Raw genomic sequence first — 19606 nt, forward strand, 5'->3', positions numbered from 1 at the left:
CCTCCGGAAGCGGTTACCTTGGCCTTTCAATTCATCGTATACTGCTGGAGGCCTAAGCGGCTTCAGCTGTGTTATTCCTCTCGTTGAACTATTTATCAGGCGGTAATCATGACGTCCCCGAATTCCCCGACTATTCCTGACCACCAGCCACGCCCGTGGGTCGATCTTCTGGTCAGTATCGTCATCCCTTCAGTCATTCTTATGAAGTTCAGTGGCGACGAGCATCTGGGCAGCGTGAACGCACTGATCATCGGTTTAGCGTTCCCTCTAAGCTGGGGCTTGTTCGAACTGATCCGGTATCGCAAAAAGAACTTTATTGCTCTGTTAGGCCTGATCAGTGTCGCCTTAACCGGAGGTATTGGTCTGCTTGAACTGGATGCCGGCTGGCTAGCCATCAAAGAAGCGGCCATTCCCGCCGTGATTGGTCTAGCGGTGTTGATCTCTACCCGTACCAAGTACCCATTAGTAAGAACGCTGCTGTATAACCCGAATGTGCTGGATGTGGATAAGATTCACCAGTCGCTGGAAGAGCGGGACAGTGTGGATGAATTCGAAAACCGTCTGTTGAAAGCCAGTTACTTTTTCGCCGGTACCTTCCTGTTCTCATCCATCATGAACTACGTGCTGGCCAAGTGGATTGTGGTCAGTCCGGCTGGTACACAAGCCTTTAACGAAGAGCTGGGGCGCATGACACTGGTCAGCTACCCGATGATCGCTATTCCGTCCATGGTGATGATGATGCTGATCTTCTGGTACCTGTGGCGGACTATTCGCCGGCTTACCGGGCACACGCTGGAAGAGGTAATGTCTCCGCACCTGATTGAAAAAGAGAAGGAAAAAGAGCGGAAGAGGGCGCAGTCTTCTAAGTAATTCGCCCAGTTTATTCTTTCAATAAAAAAACGGTGGCTCCTTTCGGAGACCACCGTTTTTTTGTACCGGATGTTCTGATGAATCAGATATCCAGGTTGGTAACTTCCAGTGCATTGGTCTGGATAAATTCACGGCGGGGCTCAACATCGTCCCCCATCAAGGTTGTGAAGATCTGGTCTGCCGCAAAGGCATCCTCGATGGTGACCTTCATCATCCGACGGCTTTCAGGATCCATAGTGGTCTCCCAAAGCTGCTCCGGGTTCATCTCACCCAGCCCTTTATAGCGCTGAATGTTTAAGCCGCGCTGAGCTTCCTTCATCAACCACGCCAGTGCGCCGGCAAAAGACAGAACCGGTTGCTTGCGCTCGCCACGCTGGATGTAGGCGCCTTCTTCGATCAGACCCTCAAGGGTCTCTCCCAGATCGGCAATCGCCTTGTAAGACGTTGACTCAAAGAAGTCATGACCAAATACATGCTCATACGGAATACCGTGCATGAACACCGTCACCTTTGGCAGGAACAAGTTACGCTCTTCATCCCGTGTTACGGAGAAGGTGTACTTGGTGCCCGTGCGAGTATCCAGCTCCAAGCCGTCACCCAAGCGGCCGACCCAAGCGGCAACGGCGGCTTCGTCTTTCAGCTGTTCAAACGTCAGGGTATCGTTGTAAACCATCTGCTCCAGCACCTTGGCCGGGTAGGCACGGGACAAGCGCTCGATCATGTTCATGACGGCCTGGTAGTCCTTGATCATGGTTTCCAAAGCGGAATCCTTGATCGCAGGGGCATCCGGGTTTACAAACAACTGAGCGCCATCGATAGCAGTCTGTGTGAGGTAAGCCACCTTGGCTTTCTCATCCTTCAGGTACTGCTCCTGCTTACCACGCTTGACCTTGTACAGCGGCGGCATAGCAATAAAGACATGGCCACGCTCGATGATTTCCCGCATTTGACGGAACAGGAAGGTGAGCAGCAGGGTGCGGATGTGAGATCCATCCACGTCGGCGTCCGTCATGATGATAATGGAGTGGTAACGCAGCTTGTCAGGATCAAATTCCTCTCGGCCGATACCGCAACCCAATGCAGTGATCAGCGTGCCAACCTCGGCAGAGGACAACATCTTATCGAAGCGCGCCTTCTCTACGTTCAGGATTTTACCTTTCAGAGGCAGGATAGCCTGCGTCTTCCGGTCACGACCCTGCTTGGCACTACCACCCGCAGAGTCACCCTCCACTATGAACAGTTCAGAGAGGGCGGGGTCTTTTTCCTGACAATCCGCCAGTTTGCCCGGCAGACCAGCGATATCCAGCGCACCTTTCCGGCGAGTCATATCACGGGCTTTACGGGCTGCTTCACGAGCACGAGCCGCTTCGATCATCTTGTTCACGATCAGTTTGGCTTCGTTCGGATGCTCTTGCAGGTATTCGGCAAAGCTTTGGTACAGCTCCTGCTCAACCGCGGTCTTCACCTCTGAAGAAACCAGCTTATCCTTGGTCTGGGAGGAGAATTTCGGATCAGGCACTTTCACGCTGACAATAGCCGTCAAACCTTCCCGTGCATCGTCACCGGAGGTGGCCACCTTCGCCTTCTTGCCCAGGCCTTCATGCTCGATGTAGTTGTTCAACGAGCGGGTGAGGGCAGCGCGGAAGCCTGCCAAGTGTGTACCACCATCACGCTGGGGAATGTTGTTGGTAAAGCAGTAGAGGTTTTCCTGGAACGCATCGTTCCACTGCATCGCCACTTCCACAGCAATGCCGTCTTCACGCTCTCGGTTAAAGTGGAATACCTGGTTGATGGGCGTCTTGTTCGTATTCAAGTGCTCAACGAACGCGCGCAATCCACCTTCGTACTCAAACACTTCCTCTCGGCCACTGCGCTCATCGGTCAAACGGATACGCACGCCACTGTTCAGGAACGCTAGTTCCCGCAGGCGCTTCGCCAAGATATCGTAGTGGAACTGAATCTGGGTGAAGGTTTCAGGTGACGGAATAAAGTGTACCTTGGTGCCTGATGCATCGGTTTCACCCACTTCACCCAAGGGTGCGTTCGGAACACCGTGTGTATAAGTCTGCTCATACACCCTGCCATTACGACGAATGGTCAACGTCAACTTTGAGGAGAGGGCGTTAACAACAGAAACACCTACACCGTGAAGACCGCCTGATACTTTGTAGGAGTTGTCATCGAACTTACCGCCTGCGTGCAGGACGGTCATGATTACTTCTGCGGCAGAAACACCTTCTCCTTCGTGAATATCCACAGGGATACCACGACCGTTATCCTGAACGGTGACGGACTCATCCGGATGAATCAGCACACCGATTTCAGAACAGTGACCTGCCAAAGCCTCATCGATGGAGTTATCCACCAATTCAAAGACCATGTGGTGCAGACCGGTTCCATCATCGGTATCACCGATGTACATGCCCGGGCGTTTACGCACCGCATCCAGCCCTTTTAGGACTTTGATACTGGAGGAATTGTAATTCGACTCACTCATTAACGAGACTCCTGAAGGTGATACCCGGTAACAGATTCAGCAGTACTTAAAGGATCTGCTGCAACCTTACCCAGTTTATTCTTCCGTCAATTTTCCATGTTCCACGTGGAACATTCTGTATTCTGGTGCCTGTCTATCCGTCCACAACACATCCGGTTCGGGGTGTTCGATGGACGTAATAAACACCTGGCAACGTAAATCCTGGAGTTTCCGGGCAAGCATGATCCGGTGACGGACATCCAGCTCGGCATTAATATCATCCAGCAAAAAAGTGACCTGTTTCCCCAGATCACTTAAAACCTTGCCTTGGGCAATCTTCATAAGAATGACCAAGGTCTTTTGCTGTCCACGCGAGAATGTCTCTGCCACTGGACGACCGCCCAATTTTAGGCGTATATCAGCACGGTTTGGACCATAAAGCGTATGCCCCATCCGGCGTTCTTGTTCTCTGTGATTCTTCAGTACATCAACCAGAGAATGGCTACGATCCCAGCCCGGATAAAACTCGAGCTTCAGGCCATCCGTCCATCCGGCGTCCAGTTCTTTGAGCACATCATCGAAGGCACTTTTGAACTTGTGGAAAACCGCGGTTCTAGTGTCGCTGAGAGATTCAGCAAGCACTGCAAACTGATTATCCCATACCCTCATCAACGACTCATCGATTCTACCATTTCTGAGCGTTTGATTCCGCTGTGATGTCACCCTCTGACATTGTTGCCACAAAGATGAAAACGAAGGTTCCACGTGGAACACTAACCAATCCAGAAACTGCCGACGCTTGCCCGGGCCACCCGCAACGATATCAAACACGCCCGGATCGATGACGGAAACGGGTAACCGCTTCGCCAAGGAAGATAAGCTGCGAACCGCCTCACCATTTACCCGCAACAAGGTTTCTTTCGATGCAATGTCGCGCGAGATACCCACACGATGTTCCACCGATTCAATACTACCGTCACCCTGCCCATGCTCATCCAGCCCGGCATCCAAGACCCCGAAAACGGTTAGTTTACTCTGACCGTGTGAAACCACAGCTTGATGACGAGAGATCCGGAACGAACGGCCAAGGCCCAAATAACCAATGGCTTCGAGCACACTGGACTTGCCGCTACCGTTGGCACCGTATAGAAGGTTAAAAGAAGGGGAGAACCGAACGGGTTCACGCTCCAGGTTTCGAAACCACTGAGTCTGGAGTTTCACTAGCGCCATAGAGAAGGGAATCTCAATATCAGATGGAGAACTTGAACCCTTAAAAAACAAAAGGCAATGCTGATACCAGCATTGCCTTAGTGTACAAGAAGCTATGCCTCTTCGCTCGTTAATGCAGCATGGTTAGCCGATCATCCATGAACACATCCATTTCCGGCGCCATGATGTGAACATAGCGATCGAAATAGAGGAACTGTTTGAGCAATAGGGCGAATTCACGCGGGAAGTGCAGTCCATGACTTTCACCGACTTTCACCATGTCCATCAATATGTGGTTAACGTCGTCTTCGGCCTGCTCCATCTGGTAAGCACTTTCGTCCGGCACCATTCGGTCCATCTGTTTATACAAACGTTGGAGGTCGGCCGCCAAATCCTGAACTTGGACTTCACGATGGGTGATGCCTATTCGAATCATGGCATCGGCCATGCCTTCGAAGTTCCCCACCATAATCGCAGAAATGAAATCGCTTACCGCTTGCCAGGTGTCGGGTTTAATTCGACCAACGATACCGAAGTCGATAAAACCGACCCGGCCATCTTTCAACACCATTAGATTCCCCGCGTGTACATCCGCATGGAAAAATTCACACTGGGTCAAACTCGAGAACCAGGTATTCATGGCGGTGATCAAGGTGCGTTCCGGATCTTTGGCATAACCACGAATGCTTTCGAGATCCGTTAACGGAACACCGTAAAAGCGTTCCATCGTTAAAATACGACGGCTGCTGCAGTGTTCGTACACCTGAGGTACGGTCGCCTCTTCATTGTCGGTGCTTTCAAGGAAATCCCGGAACACCTTCAAGTTATTGGCTTCCTTGATGAAGTCACATTCTTCCATCATGGTTTTCTGGATTTCATCGACAATACCGGACAGGGAAGTCCAAGATAACTTGGGTGCCAAAGTTTCCAGAAGACGTGCGGAGAGGTAAAGGAAATTCAGATCCGTCAGCAGAATGTTTTCCACACCCGGTTTCTGAACCTTGATCACCACGTCTTCACCGGTTACCAGTTTGGCCGCATGCACTTGTGCAATGGACGCAGAGGCCAGAGCCACCGGATCGATTTCCGAGTAAACCTCGTTAATCGGGCGACCCAGCTCATCCCGGATGATCTTTTTGATGACACTGAAGGGCAAGTTCGGCGTGCTGTCGAGGCAGAACTGAAACTCCTCAACGTATTCTTTCGGGAAGAAAGTCGGCGAACTGGCAATGAACTGCCCGAGCTTGATATAGGTCGAACCTAGATTCTCGAAGGTCTGGCGTAACAGCTTCGGGGCAGGGGGGCGATCCCCCCGCACCCAATTCAGGCCAGTGCGGCCAAGCACACTCAGGGTTTGGCCAATTCTGAACGCACCTTTGATTCCATTCACTACAGGTCCCATCAACTTCTCCCGCAACAATTACAAACGCATCGGCATGACAACGTACATACAACCGTTATCGTTTTCGGCTTCGATCAATGCACTGCTGTTCGGGTTGGATAAGGTCACCTTCACCTGAGCATCGCTGAGCGCATTCATCACATCGATCAGGTAGCCTACATTAAAACCGATCTGAAGGGATTCGCCCTGATAGTCCACAGGCAGTGCATCTTCGGCCTGTTCCTGATCAGGGTTGTTGGCGAAGACTTCGAGCTCGCCGGGCTTGAGATTCAAACGCACGCCACGAATGTTTTCATGCGACAGAATACCCGCACGCTGTAAGGTATTTTTCAGCGTGGCGCGGTCAGCCATAACAACTTTATCGCCGCCGCGTGGGATAACGCGGTTATAGTCCGGGAATTTCCCTTCAATCAATTTGGAGGTGAAGGTATAAGAGCCCACGGTTGCCCGCAGATGATTGTCGCCAATCACCAAGGTCACCGGAGACTCATCGTCATCCAACAAACGAGCCAATTCCAGAATACCTTTACGCGGCACAATCACCTGACGCGGTTCCGGACAACCGGTGTCCATATCAAAGTGCGCCAACGCCAGTCGGTGACCGTCCGTAGCGACGGTACGTACGTGACCGGCATCCACTTCCAGCAACAGGCCATTGAGATAGTAACGAACGTCTTGCTGTGCCATCGCGAAAGCCGTGGCATCCAACATGCGGCCCAGTTCTTTCTGCGGAAGCTCCAAACGAAAACTTTCTGGCTCGTCTTCCACGTTCGGAAAATGCTCAGCCGGCAAGGTCGACAAAGTGAAATGGGAGTTACCGGCACGAACGTGCAACCGGTCGCCTTCCTGTGCCAGTTCAATCGGTGCTTCGTCACCCAAGGCACGGCAGATGTCGGACAGCTTACGCGCAGGAACCGTAATCCTACCTGGCTGGTCCACGTGCACCGGCGTTACCCGGCCAACCAGCTCGACTTCCATGTTGGTACCGGTGAGCGTCAAGGTGTTGTCTTCAGCTTCCAACAACACGTTCGACAGAACCGGCATGGTTTGTTTCTTTTCCACAACGCCAGCAATGCTTTGCAGCGGAGTAAGCAGGGATTCACGGCTGATTGTCAGTTTCATGGCACTCGGCTTCAGTTATCGGAAGTGAATGTTATTAACTTGCCACCCTTCGCATCAGGTGGTCAGTAATCTCATAAAGTTTTGGTAGTCCTCCCGGATGCCCGGGTCGGTCTCTTGGAGTTCTCGGACTTTCTTGCAGGCGTGCAGCACGGTGGTATGGTCGCGCCCGCCAAAAGCATCACCAATTTCAGGCAAGCTGTGGTTGGTCAATTCCTTAGATAACAGCATGGCCACTTGCCGGGGGCGAGTCACCGTGCGGGTGCGCCGCTTGGACAACAGATCAGACACTTTGATTTTATAATATTCAGCGACCGTTCTTTGGATGTTATCCATACTGACCTGCTTTTCGTGCAGAGCAAGCAGATCTTTCAAGCTCTCCCTAATAAAGGGGGGAGTAATTTCAGAGCCAGTGAAGTGAGCATTCGCTATCACCAAACGTAGCGCTCCTTCTAACTCTCGCACGTTTGAACGAATTTTCTGAGCGATAAAGAACGCAGCTTCGCTGCTCAGTTTCACCTTCGCCTGATCGGCCTTTTTCATCAAAATCGCCACCCGGGTTTCCAGTTCCGGCGGCTCAACCATCACCGTCAAACCCCAACCGAATCGGGATTTGAGGCGTTCTTCCATATCCACAATTTCTTTCGGGAAGCGGTCACAGGTTACGATCACTTGCTGACCACCTTCCAACAGTGCGTTAAAGGTGTGGAAAAACTCTTCCTGAGAACGCTCTTTGCGGGCAAAAAACTGGATGTCGTCGATCAACAACGCATCCACCGAACGGTAGTAACGCTTGAATTCGTTGATGGCGTTCAATTGCAGCGCCTTGACCATGTCCGCGACAAAACGTTCCGAACGCAAGTAAGCGACTTTCGCTTTCGGATTACGGCGAACAATTTCATTGCCAATGGCATGCATCAGGTGGGTTTTACCCAAACCAACGCCACCATATAGAAACAGTGGGTTGTAGGCGCCGCCCGGATTCTCGGCAACCTGCATCGACGCTGCACGGGCTAATTGGTTCGATTTACCCTCGACGAAGGTATCGAACGTAAAGGTTTCATTAAGGAAGCTTTGGTGCTTGATGTCACCTTCTACCTGTACCGATCGGCGCTGGCCGCCACCCACTGAAGGCGTTGTCGGTGCTGGCTGACTCGCAGGTTGGCTGGGTGACGCGCTCCGCTGCACGGCGGTAGCCGCAACGCTCTTTTCTTCTTCGGTAACGGCATGCCCCGTCTCATCCACTTCAGGGACGGATCTGACCACAGGGTCATCAGGCTTAGGTGCCGAGCCCACTTTCATCTGAACCCGGGGCGCCTGGCCTCCATTCAGATCTTTCAATACTTCTTCTATACGCCTGAGATATTTTTCGTTGACCCAATCCATAACAAAGCGGTTTGGAGCAAACAGCATCAACAGCCCTTCACGATGATCGGACTGAAGGGGTCGTAACCAGGTATTAAACTGTTGTGCGGGAAATTCATCCCGAAGTACTTCAAGACATTGATGCCACATACTATTCGGCAAGACCGCCTGCTCCCAACTACCTGACTATGCTCTCAACGGGGAAAACTTGCCCCGTTATTCAAGATGACCCCGAATTCTACCCCGCCCAGCCCTCTAGGAAAAGGGCGTTCATCTAGGTAATGAACACCCTGTGGAAACAATTAAACTGCCCTTTCAATCTGTTACAGACATATCTACAAGCTTGTGTACAGAAATTGATTCAAAAATAGTTATGCACAGAACCTTGTGCACATCCGGGGTAGAGCCCTGTGTGAAAGCTCTGCACCGATCCATGCATAACTCGACCCGAGATCCAAAACGCCACTTGTTCACAATCCGTCTTGGTCTTACCCACAGGGCTTAGCCACACATGTCACAAGCCTTATCATTAATCCATCCTACTGTTATTATTGGTTTTTTTTTGCTTATCCACAGAAAACAGGGTGCGTAATAACAGTAATAATTAATCTTTAAAAGAAATTTAAAAGAACCTAATACATTTATTATTCGTCGTTGCGGTATCTACCCATCTAGAAAACTTCGTCTACACTTCAGACTTCGATTGATCTTCCCCCCAGATTTGACTAGAATGCCGCTCCTGTTTCAGCTGTCTATTTTGCAGCCAGTTACAAATTTCAATTTACGATTTGTGAGAACATCATCATGAAAAGAACATTCCAACCGAGCGTCCTGAAGCGCAAGCGTGTTCACGGCTTCCGTGCCCGTATGGCGACTGCTAACGGCCGTAAGGTGATCTCCCGTCGTCGTGCCAAAGGCCGCGCACGTCTGTCTGCGTAAGCTGACTTCTGCCTCATGAAGGCTTTGACGTTTCCAAAATCCGTTCGGCTTCTGAAGCCTGCAGATTACGGCAAAGTCTTTGATGACGTGCAGCTGAAGGTTCCGCACAGGAATTTTCTGATCCTGGCTGCCCCGAATAACCTCGGTCACGCCAGGGTCGGTCTGATTTTCTCAAAGAAAAACTTGCGTCATGCCGTTCAAAGAAACCGGATAAAACGCCAAGTCAGGGAAACATTCAGACTGCAACAGGATTTACCTAGCCTCGATATTATTGTTTTAGGCAGGCAAGGGCTGAATAAGCTTGAAAACCCCGATGTACGTTCATCACTGAACGACATTTGGCGCAGGGTGAAGAAAAAGTATCGCCAGGTTGCCATGACCCAGTCGGATGCGAACGCTCAAGGCAACGAGTAATGCGTCAACTTCTGCTGTTACCCATACGTTTCTACCAGTACGCTATCAGTCCCATGATGGCTAGCCATTGCCGACACACTCCTACCTGTTCACAATACGCCGTCGAGGCTATTCAACATCACGGAGCACTCAAAGGCAGTTACTTGGCTGGTGCACGTTTGTTGAGGTGTCATCCATGGGGAGATGCCGGTTATGATCCAGTGCCAGGCACTGAATCCAACAGGGATACACATCGGGAAGTGACAGCTAGCCCAATCGAACCGCTCCAATCCACTACTCAGACCAGACACTAAGTTTATGGATATTCAACGCATCGTTTTGTTTGCCGGCCTCGCGATTGTCAGTTATCTGATGGTGCTAGCGTGGAACGAAGATTATCACCAGCCACAAACCGCACAGGTGGTCCAAGCAGAAACTCTTTCCAATGGTACCCAGCCTGCGGACAGTATGGTGTTACCTGAGAGCGGTTCTTCCAGTAACGGTACTGAAGAGTTTTCCACACCAGAAACGGGTGGCGTTGCGTCGGTTAACACGGCAATCGATGAGAACGTAGGTAATCGTTATATTTCTGTGCAGACAGATGTTTATAACCTGAAAGTTGATCGCATCGGCGGTAACATCGTCGAAAGCTCTTTGCTCAATTTCGATGAATCGTTGAACAGTGAACAGCCCCTAAAGCTGCTTTCCAATACCAATAATCGTACTTATTTCCTGGAAAGTGGATTGATTGGTCGCGACGGGCCCGATGGTCGCGGCGCTGCAAAACCTCCGGTATTCGAGGCTTCTGCTAACGAATTTGTACTCGCAGAAGGAAGCGATGAGCTCAATCTGGATCTGGAATTCACCACAGATACCGGCGTTAAAATCACCAAACGCTACCAGTTCAAGCGCGATAGCTACGAAATCGGCGTTCGTTACCTGATCGACAACCAGTCGGACAGTGCCTGGCAAGGCAACTTCACCGGCAAGATTGTTCGGGATCAGGCGCCTGACCCGACCTCCCAAGCCAGCATGGGTATCAAGGCCTACTTAGGCATGGTGATGAGCACACCGGAAGATCCGTATGAAAAATACGACTTCGATGATCTCAAAGAAGCGCGCATCAACGAATCAGTAACCAACGGTTGGCTTGCGTTCCTGCAACACTATTTCATCACCGCTTGGGTACCGGATTCCGAAACTCCGGCCCAATTCCAGACAACACGGCGTGGTCCCTTGCACGTAATGGGCTTTGTCTACCCGGCAACAACGGTCGCTGCAGGCGAAACAACTGAAGTGGGCGCGACCGCATACGTTGGCCCGAAGATCATCGATCGACTGGAAGCTCTGGCGCCTAACCTGGACCGAACCGTTGATTTCGGCTGGTTGTTCTTTATCTCACTGCCACTGTTCATCATTCTGGAATGGTTCTATGGCCTTGTGGGTAACTGGGGTGTGGCGATTATCCTGCTGACGGTTTTGGTGAAAGCGGTATTCTTCCACTTGTCCGCCACCAGCTATCGCTCGATGGCGAAAATGCGCGCCGTAGCACCGCAACTCACTCGATTGAAAGAGCTCTACGGTGACGACCGCCAGCGCATGTCCCAGGAAATGATGGCGCTCTACAAGCGGGAAAAGATCAATCCTCTGGGTGGCTGCTTGCCTATTCTGGTGCAGATGCCAGTCTTCATTTCGCTGTATTGGGTACTGTTCGAAAGTGTTCAGTTGCGTCACGCGCCGTTCATGTTGTGGATTCAGGATTTGTCCCAGATGGATCCGTATTTCATCTTGCCAATCTTGATGGGCGCTAGCATGTTCATCCAGATGAGCCTCAACCCGACACCGCCTGATCCCATGCAGGCGAAGATCATGAAGCTGATGCCTCTGATCTTCACCGTGTTCTTCCTCTGGTTCCCGGCCGGTCTGGTACTGTACTGGCTGGTGAACAACATTCTTTCAATCTCGCAGCAGTGGTACATTACCCGCAAGATTGAAGCGGAAACCGCAGGCAAGAAATACTGATCCGTTAGTATTTCTGACCCGACAAAGGCTCCCATGTGGAGCCTTTGTCAGTTCTAGTCAGGAAAGAAACTATGCAGCCAGCTACCGACACCATCGCCGCCATTGCCACCGCACCGGGACAGGCCGGGGTAGGTATTGTCCGTGTTTCCGGCCCGGAAGCGTCGGACATTGCCCGAGCCATGTTGGGCTTCGAGCCCAAGCCACGGTATGCGCACTTTGGCCCTTTTCTGGATGCGCAGGGTGAGCTGATTGATGAGGGGATTGGCCTGTACTTTCCGAACCCGCACTCGTTTACCGGTGAGGATGTGTTTGAGCTACAAGGTCACGGCGGCACGGTGATTCTTGACCTGTTGTTGCGCGAAGTCTGTAATTTGGGCGCCCGATTGGCCCGCCCCGGTGAATTCTCGGAACGAGCGTTCCTGAACGACAAGCTCGACTTGGCTCAGGCCGAAGCCATTGCCGACCTGATTGAAAGCAGCTCCGAACAAGCAGCGCGTTGCGCCGTGCGTTCCATGCAGGGAGTGTTCTCCCGGCAGATTGATGACCTGGTTGATGCGGTTACTCATCTGCGCATCTACGTGGAAGCTGCCATCGATTTTCCGGAAGAAGAGATCGATTTCCTTGCCGACGGCAAAGTCGCCACTGACCTCGATGGTCTGTTGCAACGTGTGGAAAAGATTTTATCGGAAGCCCAGCAAGGCACCATTCTCCGGGACGGCATGAAAGTGGTGATTGCCGGTAGGCCGAACGCCGGAAAATCCAGTTTGCTCAATGCGTTAGCCGGTAGAGAAGCCGCTATTGTGACGGCAATCGAAGGGACCACACGGGATGTTCTCAGGGAACATATCCACATTGATGGTATGCCACTGCACATCATCGACACCGCAGGACTCCGCGACAGCCCCGATGAAGTCGAGCAGATCGGTATTGCCCGCGCCTGGGATGAAATCCGACAGGCCGACCGAATTTTGTTAATGGTCGATGCCACCACCACGGATAAAACCGAGCCCCATGAAATCTGGCCGGATTTTATTGACCAGCTACCAAAGAATGCGCCGGTCACCGTGATCCGTAACAAAGTGGACTTGTCCGGAGAGCAGGTTGGAATAAGCGACGAATCCAAGCAAGCCGCGCCCGTCGTTCGACTTGCAGCCAAAGAAGCCGAAGGCCTAGATATTCTCCGTGATCACCTGAAAGCCTGTATTGGTTTTGCCAGTACCACCGAAGGTGGTTTTTTGGCACGCCGCCGACACTTGGATGCACTGGAGCGCGCTCGGGACTCACTGATTCAGGGCCAGGCGCAATTGCAAGGTTACGGAGCAGGGGAGTTGTTGGCCGAAGATCTGAAAGCTGCTCAGGATGCTCTTGGTGAAATTACCGGACATCTGACTCCGGATGATCTGCTGGGCAAGATCTTCAGCTCGTTCTGTATCGGCAAGTGAGGCAACACAGCCTCACTTGTTTTTACTTAACGACTCGTCGAAGAAATCCAGCAGCATCCGTACTTTTGGGGATAAGTGCCGATTATGTGGATAAACGGCCCAGATTCCGTCATCGGCTTCCTGATAATGTTCCAGCAGGTTCACGAGTTTTCCACAGTCCAGCGAAGGCTGAACGTAGTAGTCCGGTAGCTGAACGATGCCAATGCCTTTCAAAGCGGCATCCAGCAGTGCCCAACCGCTGTCGCATTTCATATTACCTTTAACCCGAACGTTGTGAGATTTGCCTCGTTCCTGAAAACGCCAGTAGTCCAGATTGCCCAGTAGGCAATTGTGTTGTTCCAGTTCGGATAACGAATGGGGCACGCCATAGGTTGAGAGATAGTTAGGCGAAGCGCACACGTACAAGGTTCGCGACGACAAACGCTTGGCCATCATTGTCGAATCTTCCAGCTTTCCGAGCCGAATGGCCAGATCGTAGCCCCCACCCACCAGATCCAGTTTCTGGTTCGTCAGGTTCAGTTGCACCTCCAGTTCCGGGTAACGCAATACAAAGTCGTTCACCAAGGGCGCAATGACTTTCTCGCCGTAGGTCACTGGCGCGGTGAGCCGTAATTTGCCCTTGGGGATAAGTTGCAGGTTGGTCATGGCACGTTCGGCTTCTTCCAAACCATCGAGTACCTGCCGACAATATTCATAATAGGTTTGGCCGGCTTCAGTCACCGAGACCTTACGAGTGGTGCGATAAAGCAGCTTGGTAGAAAGCCTGGACTCCAGCGCACTGACTTGCCGGCTAACTTGCGCGGTTGAAATGCCCAATCGTTTCGCGGCAGCGGTAAAGCTTTCGGCTTCAGCGACCGCGACAAATTCACTGACCCCTTCCCAGATAAACATCTTCAGTTCCTTGCGTTACGAGTTGGGTAAGCTTAGATACAAGATACAGCGCGCAGAGCACTCGATTATTGTTACTGTACAGTAAAGGTGATTTGCCTGAATGGTAGATTATCTACCATAAGAATAATAATACAATGACCCCATCAACATGGCAGAAGCCTCTGCCCAAGCCTTACAAAAACTGGAGAGCCACATGACTCAAACCATCAAATCCAAAGCAGCCATTGCCTGGGGCCCGAAACAACCTCTGTCCATTGAAGAAGTGGATGTGATGCCGCCGCAGGCTGGCGAAGTTCGTATCCGTGTGATTGCCACCGGTGTTTGCCATACCGACGCGTTTACCCTGTCGGGTGAAGACCCCGAAGGCATCTTCCCGACCATTCTAGGTCACGAAGGTGGCGGTATTGTTGAGTCCATCGGTGAAGGCGTGACCAGTGTCGAGGTGGGTGACCACGTTATCCCGCTGTACACCCCGGAGTGTGGCGAGTGCAAATTCTGCACCTCCGGTAAAACCAACCTGTGCCAGAAGATCCGTGAAACCCAGGGGAAAGGCCTGATGCCAGACGGCACCACTCGTTTCTCCCTGAACGGAGAGCCTATTTACCACTACATGGGTTGCTCAACCTTCTCTGAGTACACTGTACTGCCAGAAATTGCGTTGGCGAAGGTCAACAAAGAAGCGCCTCTGGAAGAAGTCTGCTTGCTCGGTTGCGGCGTGACCACCGGCATGGGTGCGGTGATGAACACAGCCAAGGTAGAAGAGGGCGCCACCGTGGCCATCTTCGGTATGGGCGGCATCGGCCTGTCGGCGGTGATTGGTGCCACCATGGCAAAAGCCAGCCGCATCATTGCTATTGATATCAACGAGAGCAAGTTTGAACTGGCCCGTCAGCTGGGCGCGACCGATTGCATCAACCCGAAAGACTACGACAAGCCGATTCAGGAAGTGATCGTTGAACTGACCGACGGCGGTGTTGATTACTCCTTCGAGTGTATTGGCAACGTGGATGTGATGCGTTCGGCTCTGGAATGCTGTCACAAAGGTTGGGGCGAGTCGGTCATCATCGGCGTGGCCGGTGCTGGCCAGGAAATCTCCACCCGTCCGTTCCAGTTAGTTACCGGCCGGGTCTGGAAAGGTTCTGCGTTTGGTGGCGTGAAGGGTCGTTCCGAGCTGCCGGGTATTGTTGAACGCTACATGCAGGGTGAATTCAAACTGAACGATTTCATCACCCATACCATGGGCCTGGAAGGTATTAACGAAGCGTTCGATCTGATGCACGAAGGTAAGAGCATCCGTACCGTTATCCACTTCGACAAGTAATGAAACAGGTCGCCTGACTATCGTGCAGGCGACCGTTTTGTTGAGAGGTTGCAATGTCTATTGAAAACCTGAGCAGTAATAAAAGTTTTGGCGGCTGGCACAAGCAGTACAACCATTACTCTGAGACGCTGAACTGCTCGATGCGTTTTGCGATCTATTTGCCGCCGCAAGCGTCAAATGGCAAAAAAGTTCCGGCCTTGTATTGGTTGTCAGGCTTGACCTGCACGGATGAAAACTTCATGCAGAAAGCCGGTGCTCATCGCATGGCCGCCGAATTAGGCGTGGCCATCATTGCGCCGGACACCAGCCCCCGCGGTGACGATGTCGCCGATGATGAAGGCTACGACCTAGGCAAGGGCGCCGGGTTCTACGTGAACGCGACCCAGGAACCCTGGAGCAAGCATTACCGCATGTACGATTACGTGTTGAACGAACTGCCCGCGCTGATTGAAGACATGTTCCCAGTCAGTGACCAGCGTTCCATCTCTGGTCATTCCATGGGTGGTCACGGTGCATTGGTGTTGGCACTGCGTAACCCGGAGCGGTTCCAGTCGGTCTCAGCGTTCAGCCCGATCAGTAATCCTGTTAATTGCCCTTGGGGTAAAAAGGCCTTTGGTGCCTATCTGGGCAAAGACACCGCCAGCTGGGCTGAGTATGACGCCAGCCTGCTGATGCGAAACGCCAGCAAGTTTGTACCCGCATTGGTCGATCAAGGCGAAGCGGATAACTTCCTGACTGAGCAATTGAAGCCGGAAATGTTGGAAGCCGCCGCGAAGCAAAGTGGCTACCCGCTGGAATTGAACCGGCATGAAGGCTACGACCACAGCTATTACTTCATCGCCAGCTTCATCGAAGAGCACCTTCGCTTCCATGCGAAGCACCTCAATCAGTAAGATCTTTTCGCCCCGCAGGTGACTACTTGCGGGGCTTTTTCATAGCCCCCCTCTTTTTTAAAGCTTGTTTTCATTCATTAAGTTATTGCAAGTATCAAATGCAAAGGATTATCATTTGCACTCGTTATTTGTTGTCAACTTAAAGGAGTGGCTCATGCAGTTCAGGACTTCCATTCTCTCGACTGCGGTTGCTGTAGTGTCTTCCGGTTTTGCGCTACAGGCTTCGGCGCAGCCAGTCGAGCTGGATGAAATCGTGGTATCAGCCTCGGGTTTTGAGCAGAGCCAGTCAGCGGCTCCGGCCAGCATTACGGTGATTGGCCATGAAGAGATTCAGAATAAACAGGCCTTTAGCCTCACCGATATTCTTGCCGATGTAGAAGGTGTGGATGTTAGCGGTTCTGCGGGCAAAACAGGTGGTTTTGATATTCGTATGCGAGGCATGCCTGCCGAATACACGCTGATCCTGATTGATGGTCGTCGGCAGAACACCGCAGGCAATGTAACGCCGAATGGCTTCGGGCAAACAGCCACCAGTTTTCTACCCCCTCCAGCATCCATTGAACGTATTGAGGTCGTTCGAGGCCCTATGTCCACTCTCTATGGTTCGGATGCCATGGGTGGCGTGATTAATATCATCACCCGCAAAGTCAGCCCGGAGTGGAGCACCTCTCTGACTGCGGAAACCACACTGAACCAAGACCGCGATTTTGGCGATAGCAGAGCCTACAGTGCGTACACCACCGGCCCTCTTGTGGATAACTTGATTGGCCTGCAACTTCGTGGCCGTTGGTTCGAGCGGGATGAATCGGAATTGGAGTTTCTGGATCTCAATGGTGACCCGATTGAAGTCAGCACCCGTGGCCCAAGCCCGGTAGAGTCTGAGCAATATACCGTGGGCGGACGGCTCATCGTAGCGCCAAGTGACGCCCACGATTTATGGTTGGATATCGAAACCAGCACGCAAGACTACGACAACTCTGAAGGTCAGTTGGGCACGTTAGGGCCTCGTGGCTATGGCCCGGAACTGGAGTTCGATCGTGATCAGGTTGCTGTTGGTCATACCGGACGGTTTGCTGTCGGAACGCTGGAAACCAGCATTATGAGAAACGTGACTGAAACTGATGGTCGGGTCATTCCTAGCGGGGTGCCGGGAAAAGCGCCCGGATCACATCGGGAATTAAAGGCTGAGAATCGGGTCATCGACAGCAAGATGGTTATGCCCATTGATAACCATGTCCTGACGGTGGGTGGTCAATGGTTTGATGCTCGTATGACTGATGGCGTGGCCGAACAGGAATTCAAACAAAGAACCAAAGCGCTGTTCGTTGAAGATGAGTGGTTCTTGGCCAATGATCTGGCGCTGACCTTGGGAGGGCGGTACGACCATCACGACTCTTTTGGCGGCCAATTTAGCCCACGAGCTTACTTGGTTTGGAGTTCTACGCCGGAATTAACCGTGAAGGGTGGTGTGAGTCGCGGCTATAAAACGCCCGGTCTTGAACAGCTGGAACCCGGTGTTGTCGGGTTTACCGGCCAGGGCACCATTCCAATGTTTGGTAGCCCGGATCTGCAACCCGAAACATCAACCTCAACCGAGCTCGCGGTGGTGTATGAAAAGCCAGCCGGGTACCGCGTGGGCGCTACGGTTTTTTACAACGAATTTACAGACAAGATTGCCGAAGGTCCGGATCTGTTGAACTGCAGTTATGCACAGGACCCGAATCGCCCCGGGTGTGTGGATAAAGGTAACTGGCCTTTGGCCGACGTGTTTGGTCGGGATAAGAATATTGATGAAGCCATCACTCAGGGGGTGGAATTGCACGGTTCGGTGCCTTTCGCACAGGATTGGCGCTTGGCAGCGAACTACACCTATACCGACAGCGAACAGAAATCCGGAGAGCATAAAGGCGAGCCGCTTACCGATACTCCGGAGCATATGGCAAATGTTGAGTTGCGCTGGGCACCAACAATGCGCTGGTCTGCATACCTGAAGGCTCAGTACGAGAGTGAGCGCTATCGTGCGAGAGAACGGGTTCGTGGCGCCCCTTCCTACGCGGATTTGGGGGACTTCAAGGCGGTCACTCTGGTGCACATGGGCGGGAAATTTCAGGCAACAGAGAACCTTGGGTTGAGTGCCGCTATCTACAACGTGCTGGATGAAAATTTCATTGATTATCAGGCTTACGACAATGGTGCCAGTTACGGAAACCGTTACGCGAACTCCGAAGCAGGGCGGCGCCTGTGGATATCTGCAAATTTAACGTTTTAACGGCAGTTTTTTAATGGGGCTGTCGTTTTAAGGTAGGACCGGTCTCTGTACCGGTCCTACCTTGGTTTAAAATATTTTCCTTACGAAAACTAACAGTTTATTACTAGCAGTTTGGTCTCAATTCGATACTCTTTGTTAATCTAACGTTCTATATTCGTTCAGTTTGTTTCAGATCGGTAGTCGGTATCAATGATAAAGGAGAGTATTCGTGCGTAAATTGGGTCGATTTATAGCGTTGGCGGGCGTTCTGGCATTGAGCGTAGGGACCGCTACCGTTTCTGCCTCCGACAAGCTTTACATCTATACCGAGAACTTCCCTCCTTACAACATGAGCGCTACCGGTCGTGCTTTTGAGCATAACGGTAATGAAATTGACGGCATTTGTTCTGAAATGGTCAAAGCGATCCTGAAAACGTCAGGTTTGGACTATGTCATCAAATTGCGTAACTGGGACTATGGCTACAATCGCGCCCTGAATAAGCGAAACCACGGTATTTTTTGCACAACCTACACCGAAGAGCGGGCTCCGAATTTCAAATGGGTAGGACCGTTGACGCAAAACCTGTGGACAATTTTTGCCGCTGCTGGAACCAACCTGAAAATTGACAAGTTGGAAGATACCAAAGGCATGTTGTACGCGGGCTACCGTAACGATGTGATGACCAACTATCTGCTCGATCGCGGTTATAAAGTCTCGGCGATGGAAAGTGATGACATTAACCCGAAGCGTCTTGAGCTGGGTCAGGTGGATCTGTGGATAGCCGATCGTCTGGCTGGGCCCTACTTTGCGTCTCAGCAGGATGTTGAAGGGCTGGAGCCGGTTTATTCGTTCAACAAGACTGAGCTGTATCTTGCGATGAATCCGGGTACTTCTGATGACATCATTCAGAAGCTGCAAGACGGCCTCAAAAAAATCAAAGACAACGGCATGTATCAGGCCATAGAGACCAAATACGGTCTATAAAACTTAGCGCAAAAAAAATCCCGGGTAGAAA

The 19606-nt window shown here is 51.8% G+C and carries 16 protein-coding genes; 10 read left to right on the top strand and 6 right to left on the bottom strand.

Annotation, left to right across the window (positions count from 1 at the left end; all coding sequences use genetic code 11):
- The first annotated feature begins 108 nt into the window (after positions 1–108).
- Positions 109–870: a VC0807 family protein gene (locus tag ACNQ6O_RS13710; RefSeq protein WP_418053789.1), complete on the top strand. Its 762-nt coding sequence runs from the start codon at positions 109–111 to the stop codon at positions 868–870.
- Positions 871–952: 82 nt separating this feature from the next.
- Here the strand turns inward: ACNQ6O_RS13710 and gyrB are convergent, their stop codons facing one another.
- The 5 genes from gyrB to dnaA all read right to left on the bottom strand — a co-directional run bounded on the left by gyrB (position 953) and on the right by dnaA (position 8603).
- Positions 953–3367 carry a DNA topoisomerase (ATP-hydrolyzing) subunit B gene (gyrB, locus tag ACNQ6O_RS13715; RefSeq protein ID WP_418053790.1) on the bottom strand — a complete coding sequence of 805 codons (2415 nt, stop codon included), beginning with the start codon at positions 3365–3367 and terminating at the stop codon, positions 953–955.
- A 75-nt stretch (positions 3368–3442) separates the two neighbouring features.
- On the bottom strand, positions 3443–4576 hold the full coding sequence (recF, locus tag ACNQ6O_RS13720) for a DNA replication/repair protein RecF (RefSeq protein ID WP_418053791.1): 1134 nt from the start codon (positions 4574–4576) through the stop codon (positions 3443–3445).
- Positions 4577–4685: 109 nt separating this feature from the next.
- Positions 4686–5957, bottom strand: coding sequence for an ABC1 kinase family protein (locus ACNQ6O_RS13725; protein WP_418053792.1), 1272 nt, complete (start codon positions 5955–5957; stop codon positions 4686–4688).
- Positions 5958–5975: 18 nt separating this feature from the next.
- Positions 5976–7079: a DNA polymerase III subunit beta gene (gene dnaN, locus ACNQ6O_RS13730; protein WP_418053793.1), complete on the bottom strand. Its 1104-nt coding sequence runs from the start codon at positions 7077–7079 to the stop codon at positions 5976–5978.
- A 54-nt stretch (positions 7080–7133) separates the two neighbouring features.
- Positions 7134–8603 carry a chromosomal replication initiator protein DnaA gene (dnaA, locus tag ACNQ6O_RS13735; RefSeq protein ID WP_418053794.1) on the bottom strand — a complete coding sequence of 490 codons (1470 nt, stop codon included), beginning with the start codon at positions 8601–8603 and terminating at the stop codon, positions 7134–7136.
- Between the two features lie 642 nt (positions 8604–9245).
- Between dnaA and rpmH the strand changes: the two genes are divergently transcribed.
- The 5 genes from rpmH to mnmE all read left to right on the top strand — a co-directional run bounded on the left by rpmH (position 9246) and on the right by mnmE (position 13237).
- Positions 9246–9380: a 50S ribosomal protein L34 gene (gene rpmH, locus ACNQ6O_RS13740; RefSeq protein WP_008172542.1), complete on the top strand. Its 135-nt coding sequence runs from the start codon at positions 9246–9248 to the stop codon at positions 9378–9380.
- Positions 9381–9395: 15 nt separating this feature from the next.
- Positions 9396–9794: a ribonuclease P protein component gene (rnpA, locus tag ACNQ6O_RS13745; RefSeq protein ID WP_418053795.1), complete on the top strand. Its 399-nt coding sequence runs from the start codon at positions 9396–9398 to the stop codon at positions 9792–9794.
- Positions 9794–10087, top strand: coding sequence for a membrane protein insertion efficiency factor YidD (gene yidD, locus ACNQ6O_RS13750; protein WP_418053796.1), 294 nt, complete (start codon positions 9794–9796; stop codon positions 10085–10087). The genes rnpA and yidD overlap by 1 nt, the downstream gene beginning before the upstream one ends.
- Before the next feature lie 4 nt (positions 10088–10091).
- Positions 10092–11795: a membrane protein insertase YidC gene (yidC, locus tag ACNQ6O_RS13755; RefSeq protein WP_418053797.1), complete on the top strand. Its 1704-nt coding sequence runs from the start codon at positions 10092–10094 to the stop codon at positions 11793–11795.
- Positions 11796–11866: 71 nt separating this feature from the next.
- Positions 11867–13237 (top strand): tRNA uridine-5-carboxymethylaminomethyl(34) synthesis GTPase MnmE, encoded by a 1371-nt coding sequence (mnmE, locus tag ACNQ6O_RS13760; RefSeq protein WP_418053798.1) that lies wholly within the window; start codon positions 11867–11869, stop codon positions 13235–13237.
- A gap of 12 nt (positions 13238–13249) precedes the next feature.
- Here the strand turns inward: mnmE and ACNQ6O_RS13765 are convergent, their stop codons facing one another.
- Positions 13250–14128 carry a LysR substrate-binding domain-containing protein gene (locus ACNQ6O_RS13765; protein WP_418053799.1) on the bottom strand — a complete coding sequence of 293 codons (879 nt, stop codon included), beginning with the start codon at positions 14126–14128 and terminating at the stop codon, positions 13250–13252.
- Between the two features lie 193 nt (positions 14129–14321).
- Here ACNQ6O_RS13765 and ACNQ6O_RS13770 point away from each other — a divergent pair, with 193 nt between their 5' ends.
- The 4 genes from ACNQ6O_RS13770 (at position 14322) to ACNQ6O_RS13785 (ending at position 19575) form a co-directional block, all read left to right on the top strand.
- Entirely contained in the window at positions 14322–15449 is a 1128-nt protein-coding gene (locus ACNQ6O_RS13770; RefSeq protein WP_418053800.1) for an S-(hydroxymethyl)glutathione dehydrogenase/class III alcohol dehydrogenase, read from the top strand.
- Between the two features lie 53 nt (positions 15450–15502).
- Entirely contained in the window at positions 15503–16342 is an 840-nt protein-coding gene (gene fghA, locus ACNQ6O_RS13775) for an S-formylglutathione hydrolase (protein WP_418053801.1), read from the top strand.
- 154 nt (positions 16343–16496) lie between these two features.
- The gene (locus ACNQ6O_RS13780; protein ID WP_418053802.1) at positions 16497–18611 is read left to right on the top strand and encodes a TonB-dependent receptor domain-containing protein; all 2115 of its coding nucleotides are present in this window, start codon (positions 16497–16499) and stop codon (positions 18609–18611) included.
- 208 nt (positions 18612–18819) lie between these two features.
- The gene (locus tag ACNQ6O_RS13785) at positions 18820–19575 is read left to right on the top strand and encodes a substrate-binding periplasmic protein (protein WP_418053803.1); all 756 of its coding nucleotides are present in this window, start codon (positions 18820–18822) and stop codon (positions 19573–19575) included.
- Positions 19576–19606: the final 31 nt, after the last annotated feature.

Source organism: Marinobacter sp. SBS5, assembly GCF_048285575.1.
Classification (GTDB): Bacteria; Pseudomonadota; Gammaproteobacteria; order Pseudomonadales; family Oleiphilaceae; genus Marinobacter.

Bases quoted from the DNA above. Each gene is read 5' to 3' on its own strand.
- ACNQ6O_RS13710 (WP_418053789.1), top strand. From the start codon at position 109: ATGACGTCCCCGAATTCCCCGACTATTCCTGACCACCAGCCACGCCCG.
- dnaN (WP_418053793.1), bottom strand. From the start codon at position 7,079: ATGAAACTGACAATCAGCCGTGAATCCCTGCTTACTCCGCTGCAAAGC.
- ACNQ6O_RS13765 (WP_418053799.1), bottom strand. From the start codon at position 14,128: ATGTTTATCTGGGAAGGGGTCAGTGAATTTGTCGCGGTCGCTGAAGCC.
- yidC (WP_418053797.1), top strand. From the start codon at position 10,092: ATGGATATTCAACGCATCGTTTTGTTTGCCGGCCTCGCGATTGTCAGT.
- recF (WP_418053791.1), bottom strand. From the start codon at position 4,576: ATGGCGCTAGTGAAACTCCAGACTCAGTGGTTTCGAAACCTGGAGCGT.
- yidD (WP_418053796.1), top strand. From the start codon at position 9,794: ATGCGTCAACTTCTGCTGTTACCCATACGTTTCTACCAGTACGCTATC.
- ACNQ6O_RS13780 (WP_418053802.1), top strand. From the start codon at position 16,497: ATGCAGTTCAGGACTTCCATTCTCTCGACTGCGGTTGCTGTAGTGTCT.
- ACNQ6O_RS13725 (WP_418053792.1), bottom strand. From the start codon at position 5,957: ATGGGACCTGTAGTGAATGGAATCAAAGGTGCGTTCAGAATTGGCCAA.
- rnpA (WP_418053795.1), top strand. From the start codon at position 9,396: ATGAAGGCTTTGACGTTTCCAAAATCCGTTCGGCTTCTGAAGCCTGCA.
- fghA (WP_418053801.1), top strand. From the start codon at position 15,503: ATGTCTATTGAAAACCTGAGCAGTAATAAAAGTTTTGGCGGCTGGCAC.
- gyrB (WP_418053790.1), bottom strand. From the start codon at position 3,367: ATGAGTGAGTCGAATTACAATTCCTCCAGTATCAAAGTCCTAAAAGGG.
- rpmH (WP_008172542.1), top strand. From the start codon at position 9,246: ATGAAAAGAACATTCCAACCGAGCGTCCTGAAGCGCAAGCGTGTTCAC.
- mnmE (WP_418053798.1), top strand. From the start codon at position 11,867: ATGCAGCCAGCTACCGACACCATCGCCGCCATTGCCACCGCACCGGGA.
- ACNQ6O_RS13770 (WP_418053800.1), top strand. From the start codon at position 14,322: ATGACTCAAACCATCAAATCCAAAGCAGCCATTGCCTGGGGCCCGAAA.